Consider the following 16323-nt stretch of genomic DNA (forward strand, 5'->3'; position numbering starts at 1 on the left):
GCCGGCGGCTGGGTGATGGGCGTCGATCCGTCACCCGACGACAAGTGGGTCGTCCTGTCGAAGGCCAGCAGCCCGGCGAACTCGATGCAGCTGTTGCTGGTCGACACGTCCAGCCGGTCGATCACCGAGCTGACGCCGGCGGACGCCCACAACGACCAGGGCCCGGTCGCCTGGCTGCCCGACTCGTCCGCGTTCCTGGTGTCCACCGACGCCGACCACGACCGGAAGGCGGTCCGCCGGTACGACGTGGCCGACGCGGCGTGGAGCGACGTACTGGTGGACGACCAGCGGGACCTCGCCGCGTGGCCGTCGCCGGACGGCGTGCACCAATTGGTCGGCGTGCTGGAGGACGGCGAGGTCACGCTCGCGCTGCACCGGCTGGAGGACGGCGCGCTGGTCGCACCGGTCGGTCTGCCCGCGGGCGGCTGCGCGGCGCTGACGATGATGACGCCGGACCCGATCTGGTCCGCGGACGGCTCGTTCGCGGCGATCACCTACAACTCCCCGGTCGCCCCGCCGACCGTGTACCGGTACGTGCCGAACGGCGAGCTGACCGCGATCGGCCAGGTGCAGGTCCCGGCCGGTCTGGAGCACCCGGAGAGCCTGCGGGTGCCGTCCTTCGACGGCGAGCAGGTCCCGGTATTCGTGTTCCGGCCGACCGCTCCGAACCTGGGCTCCACGGTGGTCCACGTGCACGGCGGGCCGGAGGGTGCCGCGATGCGGATCTGGAGCCCGATCATCTCGTCGCTGGCCGGTGAGGGACACACGGTCGTGGTCCCGAACGTCCGCGGCTCCGCCGGCTACGGCAAGCGCTGGTACTCGCTGGACGACCGCGAACTGCGGCTCGACTCGGTGAAGGACCTGGCCGCGATCAACGCGTGGCTGCCGACGATCGACGCCGATCCGCAGCGGGCCGCGCTCTGGGGCGGCTCGTACGGCGGGTACATGGTGCTGGCCGGTGTCTCGTTCCAGCCGGACCTGTGGGCGGCCGGTGTGGACATCGTCGGGATCGCCTCGCTGGTGACGTTCCTGGAGAACACGTCGGACTACCGCCGCGCGATGCGGGAGCGCGAGTACGGCTACCTGGCCACCGACCGGGAGTTCCTGGAGTCCGCGAGCCCGCTCAGCCGGGTCGACGACATCCGGGCGCCGCTGTTCGTCATCCACGGCGCCAACGACCCACGGGTGCCGTTGTCGGAGGCCGAGCAGATCACGGAGGCGCTGACCAAGCGCGGCGTACCGTGCCGGCTGCTGGTGTACCCCGACGAGGGCCACGGCCTCGCCAAGCTGGCGAACCGCCTGGACGCGTACCCGCAGGCGTTCAGCTTCCTCCGAGACCACCTGGCGTAAGGGTCCCGGCGGTCGCGTCGAGCCGTACCGGCAGCCCCAGCGGTACGGCGAGGTTCAACGGCTCATGCCCGATCGCCGCACCCTCCACCATCGGGACGCCCAGCGGCTCGAGCCGCTCGCGGATGGTGTCGTCGAGCCCCGGCCCGCCCTTGCTGAAGTCACCGATCACCAGCCCGGTCACCTGGTCGAACCACCCGGCGCGCAGCAGCTGCGTCAGCAACCGGTCCGCCTGGTACGCCTCCTCGTTGACCTCTTCGAGTACGACGACCCCGGCCGGCGGCGCGTACGTCGGCGTACCGACGCTGGAAGCCAGCATCGCCAGGTTGCCGCCCCGCAACAGACCCTCCGCGACACCGTCGACGACAGTGTGAGCTCCGTGTAGAAGGTCCGTGACGGTCTCGGGCTCGAACAGCAACGCTCGCAGCCGCTCACGCCCCTCTTCGACCTCCAGCTGCTCTACAGCGGCAGCCATCGGCCCGTGCAGCGTTACGAGACCACGGGCGTTCAACGGCTCGTGCAGCGCGGTGATGTCGCTGAACCCGACGAACCACTTCGGTACGGCGACCAGCTCGTCGAAGTCGACGTACTCCAGCATCCGCTGCACGCCGTACCCGCCGCGCGCGCAGAACACGGCGGCGTACCGCTCGTCCAGCCACGCGTTCCGCAGGTCCTCGGCCCGCGCCTTGTCGTCGGCGGCCAGGTACTGGAACCGCTCGTGCCCGGCCAGCACCGACGGCATCACCTCGACCTCGAGCCCCCAGCCCCGCAGGTACTCGACCCCGACCGCGAGCCGTTCCGCGTCGATCCGTCCCGACGGCGCCACCACAGCGACCCGATCACCAATCCGCAGCCGCTGCGGCAGCACCACCTCGTTCATGCCGCAGACGCTACCAACCGACCTGGATGGTCGAGCTCTTCGAGACGCCGTTGACGGTGACGCCCAGCTCCGTGGTCCCCGGGCGCAGCGCGCTCAGCTGACCGGTGGACGGGTCGTACGCGGCGACTGCCCAGAACGGGGCGGACTTGGCCGGGCCGATGTACATCGTGGCCGAGCCCCACCAGTCGGCCGAGACCGGGAACGACACCGGGACGTGGCGACCGTCCTGGATCACGGTCGCCGACGCCGTGGCGGTCTGGTCGCGGCGCATCGTGGCCGGCGCGGCCAGCTCGAGCGCGTCGACGTGCGGGCGCAGCTCGACCTGGAACCACGGTTGCGCGGCCGCCTTGGAGATTCCGACCAGCGCCCAACCGGTGAAGCCGCCGGCGTCCGCGGCGGCGGCCGGGCTCTTGCCCGAGTTGCCGGTCAGCGGGAGCAGTACGCCATCGGTGCGGGTCGCGGCGAAGGTGCCCGCGTGCCCGGCCATGTACGCGGCGCCCTTGCCGGTGGCCTTCCGGAAGTCGGCGAGCCACTTGACGATCATCGCGGCTTCCTTGCGGTCACCGAGCTGCGAGTTCTGCGTCGGCGACGGGTCGTCGATCGGGTGGTGCGCGAACACCACGACGTTCCGGATCGCCTTGTTCCGGGCGGCGTCGTCGAGCTGCTTGCGCAGGTCGGCGATCTGGTCGAACCCGCCGGCCCGCAGCGAGCCGAGCGACGAATCCCGCAGGACGAACCGGGTGCCCTTGTGGTCGAAGGTGCTGGTCGGGTTACCGAAGACCTTCTTCCACTCGGACAGGTCGCCCGGGCCGTACGTCTCGTGGTTGCCCGGCACGTAGTACACCGGCACCTTGCCGGCCACCTCCTCGTCGATGACCTGCTTGGCCAGCGCGATGTCCGGCCCGAACCCGCGGTCGACGAAGTCGCCGTTGATCACCAGGAAGTCCGGGTGCTGGGCGAGCGCCTCGCGGATCGTCCGCCGGGCCTGCTTGACGTAGTCCGAGTTCGGGTCGTCGGCGGTGAACTGCGCGTCCGACATCACCGCGAACCGCCAGCGGCCGCCCGTCTCGACCGTTCCGTCCGTGACCACCATCGGGTCGATCACCTTGGGCGCCGGCTGCAGCGTCACCGGCGGCGCGCTGCGCACGGTCAGGTCGTCGATCACGATCCGGCCCGAGTACTGCCGGGTCGGCGAGGTCTCGACGACATAGATCCGCCAGAAGCGCAGCGGGTACGTGAGCCCGGGCGGGATGTCCGCCTCGACGTACTTCCAGCCGGTCCAGTCGACCGTGGCCGCCAGGTTGAGCGTCTGCGCCGTACCGCCCGCGGCGTCGTACGCGTTCGCCCGCAGCCACGCGCCCTTGCCGTCGCCGTACACCCAGGCGCCGAGCTTCTGCGGCTGGCCGGGCAGCGTCTGCTGCGGGGTCTGCGAGAGGTATGCCGCCCGGGTGGCCGTGCTGCCGGTCAGCGAGTAGTCGAGCGCGATCGCCTGGCCGCCGTCATGTCCTGCGGCGGCGGACCGGGTGGCCGTCGCGGCACCGGCCGGTACGGCGGTCGCCGCCCACTTGGTGACGTCGTCCATCCCGTCGACGACGGTGCTCGCCAGGCCAGCCGTGACGCTGAGCTGCGTGCTCAGCGTGCCGACCTTCGCGGTCACCACGGTCGCCACGGCATCGTTGCCCAGGGCCTTGACCTCGAAGCCGTTGCCCTTCGCAACCACCTGCACCTTGGTGGTGTCGTAGTCGAGCTTCACGTCGCGGGGCTCGATCCAGGTGGAGAACCCGTCGGCGTCGTACCCGTCGACCTCGAAGAAGCCCGTGGCGTTCGCGTCCGCGAGCGACACCTGGCGGGTGGACGGCGCCAGGCGGGTCGGCGTACCGAGGACGGTCATAGGGAACCTTCCGTTCGCCCTACCGCGGGTGGCCGTGACCATCACGTCGCCCGCGCGGCGGCCGGTCACCACGCCCTGCTGGTCGACGCGGACGTTGCTGCCCGCGTACCAGGACGGCGTACCGGCAGCGGGGGCGTACGTCTCGTCGTACCCGGTGGCCTTGAGGACGCGGCTGAGGCCGGTGAGGACGCGGGAGCTGCGGGAGAGGTCGGTGTCGGGGCCCTCCGCGGAGGTCCCGGCGGACTCGACGCGGAAGCCCTTCAGCGTGCCGCTGCCCTGGGCCGGGATCAGGCCGAGGCCGTTCGGGATCAGCCGCTCGTTGCCGTCGGACGGGTCGTTGACGACGTCCGGCGTGGCCTTGCCCGGGGTCCGGGCGAGCATCGTCGAGGAGCCGCCGCCGTCCAGGTTGAGCGCGTCGTCGGCGCCGAGGCTGATCATCAGCTGGCCCATTTCCTTCAGCGACAGCCCGCGCGAACCGGTCGCCCGCCCGTCGACGGTGAGCAGGATCATCCGGCTGCCGTCGGCGTCGAACCCGATCGCGGTCCGCGGCGCGAGGTCGGCGTCCGGTACGTCGGCCGGCACCTCGCCGTCCTTCGCGAGCTGGTAGTTGCCACTGACCGCGGCCGCGACGCCGGCGGCGTCCGGGCGCAGGCCGTACGCGATGCCGACCTTGTCGCCGACCTGCAGCGCGGTCAGCGCGTCGGCGCCGGCCTCGCGGCCGATCAGCGCCTGCTCGTTCGCGGCCAGCGGGGTGGTGGCCGGAGTGGTGGCGGAGGAGACGACCACTCCGTCGCGAAGGATCACCTCGCGGACGGTCGGCAGGCCGTCGACGGTCCGGGTCCGGGCCGCATCGCCCCACTCCGGGGTGTAGAGGCCGATCCCGCCGGCGTTCACGGCCGGCGAGTTCAGGTTGGTCAGCTCGAGCTTGGTGGCGCCGTCGGTCGCGGTCCCCTGCAGGAACAGCTGGGCGATCTTTCCGAGCCCGTCCTTGCCGATCACCGCGGTGTCGTTGTGCCCGGCGGCCGGCGCGTTCACGAGCCTTCCGGACTCGACCCCCACGCCGAGCGGAGCGTTGGTGTCGTTGATGTCGAAGAAGTCGCCGTTCACGCCGGCGATCGCGCCCCGGCTCGCGAGCTGCTGGCTGAGCGGCTGCGCGCCGGAGACCTTCCCGGGGTTGACCAGGTCGACGGTCACGCCGTGCTTGCTCAGGTCGGTGTCGAGGATGTCCCCGCGCTGCCAGCCCTTCGGGTCCAGCCGCTCGAACGAGGTGTAGTTGACCCCGGGCGCGACCGGGCTGTCGGACCGCGACGTCAGTACGCCGTTCTCGGCGATCGCCGCGTCCGGGATGCCGGCGGGTTGACCGACCGCGGGACTGACCAGCACGCCGGCCAACAGGCCACCCACGCCGATCGCTGTGGTCAAAGGACGGATGAGCGACACAGGAGCCTCCCCACGGTGGACGGACGCGGTCATCCGACGCCGCGCGCGCTACCGCCTCATGAGCCGCAGGTGTACGCCGGTCAACCGACCGGTGACAAAGTAACCCCTACGGTCACCGTGCGGAAGGTTTTCTTCTCAGTCAGTAGGGGATCACCAGACCTCCTACTCCCTACTGACCGGGCGGCCGGAGGTTTCCCAGGCGTGCATGCCGCCGTCGAGGTTGATCGCCTCGCGGCCGACCTGGTTCAGGAACTGGGTGGCCATGCCGGACCGGCCGCCGACCGCGCAGACGCAGAGCACCTTCTGGTCCAGCGGCACCTCGCCGACCCGCTCCTGCAGTTCGCCGAGCGGGATGTGCGTGGCGCCCTCGATGTGGCCGCGGTCCCACTCGTCCGGCTCGCGGACGTCGAGTACGAACGCCTCCGCGAGCAGCGCGTCGTCGAGCTCGCTCACCACGACCGAAGGAATCTCCTGGTTCCGGAACATGCACCCAGCATGTCAGACACTCGGTCGCCGGAGACGCACGGCCGGTTCCGGAACCGAAGGTGCCGGATAAAACGTTGACCCCGGCGGGCGGATCTAGTGTCCTGTGGGCCGGAGGAGGTCGCGGTGGCGCTGATTCAGGGGATCCCGGGGGAGTTCGAACCGCAGCCGTGGGGTGAGGCGATCCTGCGCAGCCGCGAGCTGTTGCTGCTCCGGATCGCGCGCTGTCCCGCGGACCACGAAGTACGGCTGCCGGGGCTCGCGACCACGCCGCGGCACGTCGTCGAGGACCACACCGGCCGCGCGCTGACCTGGCGCCGCGACGGTGACGACCTGGTCGTCCGGCTGCCCGAAGCCGGTGCGCCGCCGGTGGTCCGGGTCGCGCTGGCCGGGAAGCTGCGGATCGTCCCGGAGGACACCGTCACCGCGAACGCCGACGGTGTCTGGGACCTGACCCCGGCCGGTCCGACGGCACACCTGGTGGCCCGGCGGGCGGGCGACGTCGCGATCCGGTTCGTCGGGATGGTCGAGCCGGACAGCCTGCATCAGATCCGCCTCGCCGGCCGCCGGTACGGCGTCGCCGGTCACGTGCTCACCCGGACCACGATCGGCCCGTTCCCGATGCCGGAGAGCCGCGTCGTACCGCTGGCAGTGCCGGCCGGCGTCCGCCGGGTGCTGGTCGCACCGGTCGGCACGGTGCTGGCGTCGATCCACCCGGGCCGCGCCGAGCTGACCGTGGTCGTGACGAACTTCGGCCGTACGCCGGCCCGCGGCGAGGTCGAGCTGCCGCTGCCGCCAGGCTGGTCCGCCCCCGAGCAGACGTGGGCGTTCGACGGCCTCGAGCCGGGACGGTCGATCGGCTGGGCCACCCGGATCACCGGGGTCGGCGAGCACGAGCTGCGCGCCCGGCTGGACGCCGGGCGGCGGTCGGCGTCCTCACCGTATGTCGTTCGGCTGTGACCGCTTGCATTCTGAGAGCGCTTCCCCTGTACTGGCAGTGATCGATCTACCGCCCCGATCGAGGAGTCAGGCATGCGTAAATCATCCGTCCGCCTGTTAGCCGCCGGAGTTCTGCTCGTCGCCGGCGCCACCGTCACCCCGGCAACCGCCGTACCGGCCGGTGATGCGACCACCGCCGTACGTGCTCCGGCACTTCCCGCCAAGGCCCCGGCCGGCGCGCTCGACGCGACCGGGTACTGGACCGCCGAGAAGATGCGGAACGCGATCCCGGCCGACCTGCCCACCGGGACCGTCGCCGGAACCCCTGCAAAACAAGGGACTTCCAGCGGTGTCGCGTCCAGGCCGGTCGCCCCGCGCGCCGGGCACAAGCTCGCCAACGATGTCGTACCGAGCACGGCCGGCAAGCTGTTCTTCACCGACAACGGGCTCAACTACGTGTGCTCGGCGTCGACGATCAACAACAGCTACAAGAACCTGATCATCACCGCGGGCCACTGCGTGCACAGCGGCCAGGGCGGCGGCTGGCACTCGAACATCGTGTTCGCCCCGGCCTACTACAACGGCCAGTCCGGGTACGGCCTGTGGAACTGGAGCCAGGCGCGGACGTTCAACTCGTGGATCAGCAGCAGCGACTTCACCCACGACCAGGCGTTCGTGACGCTGCAGCAGCGCAACGGCGCGAACCTGATCGACGCGGTCGGCGGCAACGGCCTGGTCTGGGGGAACGGTCAGAGCCAGGCCGGTACCCGGATCTGGGGCTGGCCGGCCGAGGCGCCGTACAACGGTGAGGTGCCGTACTACTGCGACGGCACCACCTACGCGTGGGGCGGCTCGGACGCGGCGCTGACCTGCTCGATGAACGGCGGCGCCAGCGGCGGGCCGTGGCTGAAGGACCGGATCGACGCGAACCTCGGGTACGTGTTCGCGGTGACCTCACGCCGGACGACGAGCGGTACGCCGACGTTGCTGTCGACGCCGAACACGGCCGACGTCAAGACGATGTTCGATCAGATGACAACGTAGCTTCTTCGGTCTTCACTGGCAGGCACTTGCCGAGGTTGATGAAGAAGAAGATCAGGCCGAGGGTGATCGTGACGTGCCCCAGCCCGGAGATGCCGTCGAGCGCGGCGCCGGGCTGGTGGCCGAGCACGACCATCGTCCCGCGGAGCAGCATCATGCCGACGGTGAGCGCGAGGCCCGCGTTGTAGACCCAGAAGAACGCGGTGAAGAGCTTGCCGTCGGTCAGCGTGAACAGCTTCTCCAGCGCGAGCACGATCAGGAAGAACAGCATGCCCAGCGCGAGGATGTGGGTGTGGACGACGCCGAGCTGGGAGTCGCCGGTGAAGTTCTCGGCCTTGGTCAGCTCGCGGTAGTACAGCCCGCTGATCAGCCCCAGAATCACGTAGACGTGTGCTGCCACGTAGATCTTCCGCATGCCCTGGAAGGTACTGGAACCTACTTCAGCAGCTTCGACAGCCTCCGGTCGGCCAGCGGTTTGCCGCCGGTCTGACAGGTCGCGCAGTACTGCAGGGAGGAGTCGGCGAAGCTCACCTCGCGGACGACGTCACCGCAGACCGGGCACTTCTCACCCTTCCGGCCGTGCACCCGGAGGCCGGACTTCTTCTCCGACTTCAGGTCCTGGACGGCGAGCCCGGCGGATCGGTCGACGGCGTCCTTCAGGGTTTCGCGCATCGCGTCGTACAGGATCCGGAGCTCGTCGTCGGACAGGTTCGAGGCGGGTTTGAACGGGCTCATCTTCGCGACGTGCAGGATCTCGTCGGAGTACGCGTTGCCGATGCCGGCGATGACCGACTGGTTCCGCAGGACGCCCTTGAGCTGGACGCGGCCCGCGCGCTTCAGGATCTCGCCGAAGTCCTCGAGCGACAGCGTGAACGGGTCCGGCCCGAGGCGGGCGACGCCGGGGACCTCGTCGACGTCGCGGACGACGTAGACCGCGAGCTTCTTCTGGGTGCCGGCCTCGGTCAGGTCGAACCCCGAGCCGTCGTCCAGGACCGTCCGGAGCGCGATCGGGCCCTTCCCGGGCCGGACGAGCCCGGCGTTCTGCTCGTCCTTCCAGCGCAGCCAGCCGGCCCGCGCCAAGTGGATCACCAGGTGCACGCCCTGCGCCGAGATGTCCAGGAACTTCCCGTGCCGCCGCACGTCGTCGATCAGCAGCCCGACCATCGCCGAGATCGGCGGGTCATACGTCTTCAGTGCGCTGATCGCGGTGATGTCCGCCCGGACGAAGGCGTGCCCGACCGCACGCTCCCGCAGAAACACGGCCAGCGACTCGACCTCCGGCAACTCAGGCATACTCCTAGTGTGCCCGACGCCAGGGACAGTTCCGGTGGATCACCCATGGAGGAGGGTTGTCACGCCCGGTAGCGTCGAGGGCAACAGAGTAGGGAGGCCCTGATGGGGTTCGTGAAGACGTTGATAAAGGGCGCCGTGGTCGCCAAGCTGGTCCAGGTCGCCCAACGCGAACTGAGCAAGCCGGAAAACCAGGCCAAGCTCAAGCAGGCATTCCAGAAGGTCCAGCAACGCCGGGCATAACCGGTTTGTGAGCCTGCAGGGTGAAGGGGGCGGCCAGGCGGCGCGGATCCGCCGTCAGGCGCCACTCCCCGGCGGCGTCCTCGCTCATCATCCCGGGAAGCGCGTTCCACGGCGCACTGTCGTGCTCAGTCAACGAGTCGAACACCAACCCGGCCCGCTGCGCGGCAGCGATGGTCTCGCCGAGCCCGTGGTTCCACTCGTGCGTGGTGCTGGTCGCGAACTCGACGTCTGAACTGCCGCCCACTGAGCCACCGTCAGCCATGGAGCTAAGTCCACCTTCGAGGAGGATCCAGCGCTACTGCATTTCAGGTCGGCCGCTGATGTGCTGGGAGGCATGAGCGAGGTGGTGGGGCGGGGGCGGATTCAGGATGTGGATGCGCTGCGGGGGTTTGCGTTGTTGGGGATCTTGGTGGTGAACATTACGTTCGCGGCCTCTGGGTATCCGATTCATGTGGTGGAGGATCCGGCGTACGGCTCGTGGCTGGATCAGGCGGTGCGGTGGGTGTCGTCGGCGTTTGTAGATATGAAGTTTTATCTGCTGTTCTCGTTCTTGTTCGGGTACAGCTTCCAGTTGCAGATGCAGGCGGCGCAGCGGGTGGGTACTGCGTTCCGGCCGCGGATGCTGCGGCGGCTCGGCGGGCTGTTCGTGCTCGGCGTACTACACGGCGTCTTTCTGATCACGGGCGACATCCTGAGCGTCTACGCGATCATCGGCCTGCTCCTGGTCGCCATGCGGCGAGTCAAGGACCGTACGGCGCTCCTCGTCGCAGGAGGCATCTACGCCTACCTCTTCGTCACCCTGGCGGTCGCAGCGCTCTTCCTGGACACGTCGGCGGTCCTGGACCCGACCACAGCAGTAACGGCCGCACGGGGGACGGCCGCGAACCTGGCGGGCTCGTTCAGCGAAGTCGTCGGCGAGCACCTCCGCGCGCTGCCGACGTACGGCCTGTCCCTGCTCACCGTGCAAGGCCCGACCACTCTGGCCGCGTTCCTGGTCGGCATGGTGGCCGGGCGCCGGCGGCTGCTGCAGAACGTCGACGGCTCCGACGCCCTGCTCCGGCTGATCCAGTTGGTCGGCTTCGCCATCGGCATCACCGGTGGAGTCGTCTACGCCTCCGGCGGCAATGGTGACACCCGGGCCGTGCTGATGAGTGTGATGACGGCGCCATTCCTGACCGCGGCGTACGTCGCCTCGCTGCTGCGGATCATGCACTCGGACCAGGGCGAGGACCTCCGCCGGCTGCTCGCGCCGGCCGGGCGTATGGCCCTCTCGAACTACCTGGGCCAATCACTGGCGACCCTGCTGATCTTCACCGGCGTCGGCTTCGGGCTGGTGGGACAGGTCTCGCCTCTGGAGACCATGGGCTTCGCGGTCGGGATCTTCGTGCTGCAGGTGATGTTCAGCCACGCCTGGCTGAGCAGCTTCCGCTACGGCCCGGTCGAAGGGGTACTGCGGGCGGTCACCAACGCGACCGCCCCCAGCTGGCGAACTCAGGCGGCGTGACGGCCGTCGTGCAGGCGGGCGGTACGAATGCTGTGCACCGTGCCGGTGGTCGAAACAGGCTTGTGGGTGAAGGGCTTGGCCGCACCGCCGAGCGCGAGCAGGTCGAGCTTGGTCCGGGCCACGTCGCGGTCGTCGGCGACCCACGTGCCCTGCGGTCCGGCAGCCGGACCGCCTGCGTTGCGCCGGTTGCTGACCTCGAGGGCGGCGATCACGGCGAGTACGAGGACTACGAGAACAATGTATCCGGTCATGGCAGTAATGATTCTAGCTTCGAGATCCTGCCACCAGTGGCGCCATTGACATAGTCCGATAAGATTCTGCCATGCTCCGGAAGATCGCGGTCGTGCTGATGGAGGATGTCGCCCTGTTCGAGTTCGGCGTACTCGCCGAGGTCTTCGGGCTGGACCGCACCGACGACGGCGTCCCGCCGTTCGACTTCAAGGTCTGCTCGACCACCCCCGGCGTGCCGATGGAGACCAGCACCCACTCCCAGGTGATCGCGCCGTACGGCCTGGAGGAGCTCGAGGACGCGGACCTGATCGGCGTCCCGGCGACCACCTGGCGGCACGAGTACGACGAGCGGATCCTGGAGGCGCTGCGCCGGGCGGAGGCCCGCGGCGCGATCCTGCTGACGGTCTGCTCCGGCGCGTTCGTCCTCGGCGCCGCCGGACTGCTCGACGGACGGCCGTGCACCACGCACTGGCGGTACATCGACAAGTTCATGGACCAGTTCCCGACCGCGAAGATCGACCCGGACGTGCTGTTCGTCGACGACGGCAACATCATCACCAGCGCCGGTACGGCGGCCGGCATCGACGCCTGCCTGCACCTGGTCCGGCGCGAACTCGGCAGCGCGGTCGCGACCCGGATCGCCCGCCGGATGGTGGTCCCGCCGCAACGCGACGGCGGCCAGCGGCAGTACGTCGAGGTGCCGGTGCCGGAGTGCTCCGCGGAGAGCCTGCAGCCGGTGCTGAACTGGATGATCGACAACCTCACCACCGAGCACACGGTGCCCGCCCTGGCCCGCCGCGCCCAGATGTCCGAGCGCACCTTCGCCCGCCGGTTCGTCGCCGAGACCGGCACCACCCCGCTGAAGTGGGTCACCACCCAACGGGTCCTGCGCGCCCGCACTCTCCTGGAGCAGACCCGGATGGGCATCGAGCAGATCGCCACCGAATCCGGCTTCGGGACCGCCGCCCTGCTCCGCCATCACTTCCGCCGCGTCGTCGGCGTACCGCCGCAGGACTACCGACGGACGTTCCAAACCGCCGGCTGAGGTGAGACATGCCCCACGCATCACCGAGCCGATTTGCGTCCGCACCCCGGTCTCTGCCTAGGGTCACAGGGGGGTAACGGCCGAGCAGACCGGCGAGCGATGCATAGATGGAGTGAGTGTGACGACGCCCGACCGCCCTTCGGGAAGGACCACACGCAGGCTGAGCTGGGACGTGGTGCGCGTCCTGTCGGTGCTCGCCGTGATGTTCACCCACACGACGTACATGGGTCCGTTCCTGCACCCTGAGCTCGGTCAGCCGCTCGGTCCGTACCCGTTGCAGGTTGGTGCCAGCATCCTGCTGGTGATCAGCGCGTACTTCGTCTGCGTGACGATCCGGAGGGGCTCCACGCCGCGCTGGTTGTGGCGCCGCGCCTGCCGGGTGCTCCCGCCGTACCTGGCCGCCGTGCTGGTCACGTACACGCTGCTGCTCTTCTTCGGCCCGGACAACTGGACGCTGCCGACCCGGCACGACCTGTGGGGCAACCTCACACTGGCCGCCTCGTTCGACCCGAGCGTGCAGCTCATCGACGGCTCGTACTGGACGCTCCCGCTGCAACTGATGGCCTTCGCCGCGGCCGCCCTGCTCTGGCCCCGCGGGATTGGCCCACGGATCACGACAATGCTGTGGATCATGATCCTCGCGCCGGTGGCCCTGCAGTGGAACGGGCGCATCGACCACAGTCCGGTCTGGGTGATCCAGCTGTGGAACGGGCTCGGCATCCATCGCCTGCAGCTGTTCGCGATCGGTATCGCGATCTGGCTCTGGTCGCAGCGCCGGATCGGCGTCCTGCATCTCACCGGGCTGATCGTGGCGACGGTCTTCGCGCAGCACGCACACACCTCGGACCTCCCGTCCTCGCTCGGCATCGGCGTACTGCTGCTGCTCGTCGCGCTCGCCGCCCGCGGCCCGGACTGGACGGTGTTCGCCCGGTTCCAGCGGCCGATCCGGTTCCTGGCGCGGATCTCGTTCGCGCTGTACCTGCTGAACCAGGTGATCGGCTACCTGATCGCGTACCGGCTGATGGAGCTCGGCGCCGGCCGGCTGACCCAGATCGCCGGCGCGATGGCCGGCGTCCTCGGTCTCGCCTGGCTACTCACGAAGTACGTCGAGGAGCCGACGTACCGCGCCCTCGCGGCGCTCCCGGTGCGCGGGCTCGGGGCGCGGGCGTTCGCCTGGCTGAATACTTGACATCGGGTACTCGTGAACTAATACTCGATTTCGAGTAATCGAGATCGAGGGGGTGTCATGGCCAGACGCAAGGTCGGCAATCCGCTGGCGTTCGCCGTGCTCGGCAGTCTGAGCGAGCGGCCGATGCACCCGTACGAGATCTCCACGACGCTCCGGGCCCGTGGCAAGGACCAGAGCATCAAGGTGAACTACGGCTCGCTCTACTCGGTCGTGTCCAGCCTGGAGAAGCACGGTTTCGTCGAGGCTCAGGAAACGGTCCGCGAGGGCAACCGGCCGGAGCGGACGGTGTACCGGATCACCGACGCCGGCCAGGCCGAGTTCGAGGACTGGCTCACCGAGCTGGTCGGTACGCCGTCCCGCGAGTTCCACCCGCTGGAGGCGGGGCTCGCGTACCTGCCCGGTCTGTCACCGGATCGCGCCGTCGAACTGCTGGAGCAACGGCTGACGGCCGTCGACGCCGAGATCGCGACCGCGGTCCAGGCGCACGAGCAGATGGACGCCGCGGAGTTCCCGCGGATCTTCTGGGTCGAGTCGGAGTTCCGGCTGGCGCTGCTGCGCGCGGAGTCGGCGTACGTCCACCAGCTCGCCGAGGAGATCCGCACCGACACGCTCGGCGGGGCGAAGTACTGGCGGATGGCCTGGAAGCTCTACCTGGAGGACGGCATCACCCCGGGCGAGCAGTTGAAGGATCCGGTGAAGTACTTCGGGGAGGAGTTCGCCTGGATGCAGGCGGTGCCGCCCGAAGCACGTTAGAGCAGTACCGATTATTTGGGCGGCCCTCGCTCCACGGTGCGGCAACACCGGGACCAAGGGCCGCAGTTCCTCGAGTCGGTCCGAAGACCTGGCACCCAAGGCGCATCCATCAGGATAGCCAGCCCGACGACCGGCTCCCGCACCCACAAGGGAGTTACCTGATGGCTACGCATGCCGTCGAAGCGGTCGACCTGGTCAAGACGTACCCGGCCGGCCGGAAGAATCCACCGCTGCGCGCGCTCGACGGGCTGACCGTGAGCGTGCCGGAGGGCATCGTCCTCGGCCTGCTCGGGCCGAACGGCGCCGGCAAGTCCACCACCGTGAAGATCCTCACGACGCTGTCCCGGGCCGACTCGGGCAGTGCCACGGTCGCCGGGTACGACGTGAACCGCGAGCAGGACAAGGTCCGGCACGCGATCGGGTACGTACCGCAGAAGTCCAGCTCGGACCCGATGGCGACCGGCCTGGAGAACCTCGTACTGAGCGGGCGGGTCTACGGGCTGTCCCGTACGCAGGCCGTTCAACGTGCCCGGGAGCTGCTCGGCAGCTTCGATCTGGACGGGGATCGGACGGTGAAGACGTACTCGGGCGGCATGCAGCGCAAGCTGGACGTCGCGCTCGGGCTGGTCCACCGGCCGCGCGTACTGTTCCTCGACGAGCCGACCACCGGACTCGACCCGGAGGCCCGCGCCGATCTGTGGAACGAGGTACTGCGGCTGTCCGGGCAGGAAGGGCTGACCGTGCTGCTCACCACGCACTACCTGGAGGAGGCCGACCGGCTCGCCGGGCAGCTGGCGATCGTCGACCACGGCAAGATCGTTGCCGAAGGCACCCCGGAGGCGCTGAAGTCCGCGTTGCGCGGCGACTCAGTGCACGTCGAGCTGGTCGAACCGGACACCGACGGGACGGTCCGTGCGCTGATCGGGCAGCTTCCGGGGATCGGCGAGATCGTTGTCGAGGGCAACACTCTGCGCGCCCGGGTGGACCGCGGCGCGACCGCCGTACCGGCAGTGCTCGGAGTGCTCGAGGACAAGGCGATCCCGGTGGTCGCGGTGACCGTGTCGCGGCCGTCGCTGGACGACGTGTACCTGCAGCACACCGGCCGTTCGTTCAAGGTTGCGGAGGCGGCGGCATGATCACGCACACGGGTCTGATCCTCGGCCGCTGGACGCGGGCGTCGTACCGGCAGCCGGCGTTGATCGCGTTCACGCTGATCCAGCCGGCCATCTGGCTGCTGCTGTTCGGGCAGCTGTTCCAGGGTGTGGTCCAAATCCCCGGATTCGGCGACTCGTCGTACATCGCGTTCCTGACGCCGGGGATCGTGATGATGACGGCGCTGATGACAAGCGGCTGGAGCGGTACGTCGTTCGTACAGGACATGGAGCGCGGCGTGATGGACCGGATGCTCGCGTCGCCGATCAGCCGGGGCGGGCTGATGGCGGGGCAACTGCTCAGCAACGCGTCGACCACGTTGATCCAGACGATCCTGGTGTTCCTGATCGGCTTCGCCGCGGGTGCGCGGTACGACGGTGGGGTCGGGGGTTACCTGATCACGATTCTTGCGTCGGTGCTGGTCGGGCTCGGGTTCGGTTCGCTGTCGAACGCGGTCGCGCTACTCACCCGGCAGCAGGAGGCGCTGATCGGGATCTCGCAGTTCGTCTCGCTGCCGCTGACGTTCATGTCGTCGATCATGATCGACCCGCACGTCGCGCCGCACTGGGTGAACGTCGCGGCCCGCTTCAACCCGGTCGACTGGGCCACAATCGCCGCCCGCCAGTCCCTGTCCGCCACCCCGGACTGGTCCTCGGTCTGGCGGCACTGTGCCTACCTACTGGCGTTCACCCTGATCGTCGCCTGGCTGTCCACACGGGCCTTCCGCACCTACCAACGCTCAGTGTGAGTCGTCCCAGGCCACCCCACAGCCGCTTTCTTTTCTCTTTCAGTGTGAGTCGTACCAAGGCTTGATGGTGTTGTTGATGATCTCGAGTCTTTCGTCGAAGGGGAGGAAGGCGGACTTCATCGCGTTGATCGCGAACCAGCGGAGATC

Annotated in this window: 17 protein-coding genes; 10 read left to right on the plus strand and 7 right to left on the minus strand. The window is 69.3% G+C overall.

Annotated elements, in window-relative coordinates; genetic code table 11:
• A partial coding sequence (locus tag VFF46_RS00160; protein WP_325034880.1) for a S9 family peptidase occupies positions 1 to 1350 on the plus strand: 1350 nt, incomplete at its 5' end.
• On the opposite strand, the gene VFF46_RS00165 is transcribed toward VFF46_RS00160, so the two are convergent.
• The 3 genes from VFF46_RS00165 to VFF46_RS00175 form a co-directional block, all read right to left on the minus strand.
• Positions 1322 to 2227, minus strand: a complete 906-nt coding sequence (locus VFF46_RS00165; RefSeq protein WP_325034881.1) for an LD-carboxypeptidase — start codon at positions 2225 to 2227, stop codon at positions 1322 to 1324. The two genes, VFF46_RS00160 and VFF46_RS00165, sit on opposite strands and share 29 nt — an antisense overlap.
• A 10-nt stretch (positions 2228 to 2237) precedes the next feature.
• Positions 2238 to 5522, minus strand: coding sequence for a phosphodiester glycosidase family protein (locus VFF46_RS00170; protein ID WP_325034882.1), 3285 nt, complete (start codon positions 5520 to 5522; stop codon positions 2238 to 2240).
• Positions 5523 to 5720: 198 nt separating this feature from the next.
• Positions 5721 to 6044 (minus strand): rhodanese-like domain-containing protein, encoded by a 324-nt coding sequence (locus VFF46_RS00175; RefSeq protein ID WP_325034883.1) that lies wholly within the window; start codon positions 6042 to 6044, stop codon positions 5721 to 5723.
• 123 nt (positions 6045 to 6167) lie between these two features.
• Between VFF46_RS00175 and VFF46_RS00180 the strand changes: the two genes are divergently transcribed.
• Entirely contained in the window at positions 6168 to 7001 is an 834-nt protein-coding gene (locus tag VFF46_RS00180) for a hypothetical protein (protein ID WP_325034884.1), read from the plus strand.
• 72 nt (positions 7002 to 7073) lie between these two features.
• Positions 7074 to 8024 (plus strand): hypothetical protein, encoded by a 951-nt coding sequence (locus VFF46_RS00185; RefSeq protein ID WP_325034885.1) that lies wholly within the window; start codon positions 7074 to 7076, stop codon positions 8022 to 8024.
• Here the strand turns inward: VFF46_RS00185 and VFF46_RS00190 are convergent.
• Together VFF46_RS00190 and VFF46_RS00195 are read right to left on the minus strand one after the other, a co-directional pair.
• Positions 7993 to 8436 carry a DUF2871 domain-containing protein gene (locus tag VFF46_RS00190; RefSeq protein ID WP_325034886.1) on the minus strand — a complete coding sequence of 148 codons (444 nt, stop codon included), beginning with the start codon at positions 8434 to 8436 and terminating at the stop codon, positions 7993 to 7995. The genes VFF46_RS00185 and VFF46_RS00190 overlap by 32 nt on opposite strands.
• Positions 8437 to 8456: 20 nt before the next feature.
• Complete coding sequence (locus VFF46_RS00195) at positions 8457 to 9314, minus strand: DNA-formamidopyrimidine glycosylase family protein (protein WP_325034887.1); 858 nt, start codon at positions 9312 to 9314, stop codon at positions 8457 to 8459.
• A 102-nt stretch (positions 9315 to 9416) separates the two neighbouring features.
• Here VFF46_RS00195 and VFF46_RS00200 point away from each other — a divergent pair, with 102 nt between their 5' ends.
• Positions 9417 to 9554, plus strand: coding sequence for a hypothetical protein (locus VFF46_RS00200; protein WP_325034888.1), 138 nt, complete (start codon positions 9417 to 9419; stop codon positions 9552 to 9554).
• Here VFF46_RS00200 and VFF46_RS00205 read toward each other — a convergent pair.
• Positions 9514 to 9816 carry a hypothetical protein gene (locus VFF46_RS00205; RefSeq protein WP_325034889.1) on the minus strand — a complete coding sequence of 101 codons (303 nt, stop codon included), beginning with the start codon at positions 9814 to 9816 and terminating at the stop codon, positions 9514 to 9516. The two genes, VFF46_RS00200 and VFF46_RS00205, sit on opposite strands and share 41 nt — an antisense overlap.
• Positions 9817 to 10077: 261 nt before the next feature.
• On the opposite strand from VFF46_RS00205, the gene VFF46_RS00210 reads away from it, so the two are divergent.
• Positions 10078 to 11058, plus strand: coding sequence for a DUF418 domain-containing protein (locus VFF46_RS00210; RefSeq protein WP_325034890.1), 981 nt, complete (start codon positions 10078 to 10080; stop codon positions 11056 to 11058).
• On the opposite strand, the gene VFF46_RS00215 is transcribed toward VFF46_RS00210, so the two are convergent.
• Positions 11046 to 11309 (minus strand): hypothetical protein, encoded by a 264-nt coding sequence (locus VFF46_RS00215; RefSeq protein ID WP_325034891.1) that lies wholly within the window; start codon positions 11307 to 11309, stop codon positions 11046 to 11048. The genes VFF46_RS00210 and VFF46_RS00215 overlap by 13 nt on opposite strands.
• Positions 11310 to 11380: 71 nt before the next feature.
• On the opposite strand from VFF46_RS00215, the gene VFF46_RS00220 reads away from it, so the two are divergent.
• From VFF46_RS00220 to VFF46_RS00240, 5 genes are all read left to right on the plus strand, one after another.
• Entirely contained in the window at positions 11381 to 12334 is a 954-nt protein-coding gene (locus tag VFF46_RS00220; RefSeq protein ID WP_325034892.1) for a GlxA family transcriptional regulator, read from the plus strand.
• Between the two features lie 172 nt (positions 12335 to 12506).
• Positions 12507 to 13523: an acyltransferase family protein gene (locus tag VFF46_RS00225; protein WP_325034893.1), complete on the plus strand. Its 1017-nt coding sequence runs from the start codon at positions 12507 to 12509 to the stop codon at positions 13521 to 13523.
• A 57-nt stretch (positions 13524 to 13580) separates the two neighbouring features.
• The gene (locus tag VFF46_RS00230; RefSeq protein WP_325034894.1) at positions 13581 to 14276 is read left to right on the plus strand and encodes a PadR family transcriptional regulator; all 696 of its coding nucleotides are present in this window, start codon (positions 13581 to 13583) and stop codon (positions 14274 to 14276) included.
• A gap of 161 nt (positions 14277 to 14437) precedes the next feature.
• On the plus strand, positions 14438 to 15412 hold the full coding sequence (locus tag VFF46_RS00235; RefSeq protein WP_325034895.1) for an ATP-binding cassette domain-containing protein: 975 nt from the start codon (positions 14438 to 14440) through the stop codon (positions 15410 to 15412).
• Positions 15409 to 16176 (plus strand): ABC transporter permease, encoded by a 768-nt coding sequence (locus VFF46_RS00240; protein WP_325034896.1) that lies wholly within the window; start codon positions 15409 to 15411, stop codon positions 16174 to 16176. The genes VFF46_RS00235 and VFF46_RS00240 overlap by 4 nt, the downstream gene beginning before the upstream one ends.
• The last annotated feature ends 147 nt before the right edge of the window (positions 16177 to 16323 follow it).

It is taken from the genome of Kribbella sp. (assembly GCF_035655035.1).
In the GTDB taxonomy this organism is placed as follows: domain Bacteria; phylum Actinomycetota; class Actinomycetes; order Propionibacteriales; family Kribbellaceae; genus Kribbella.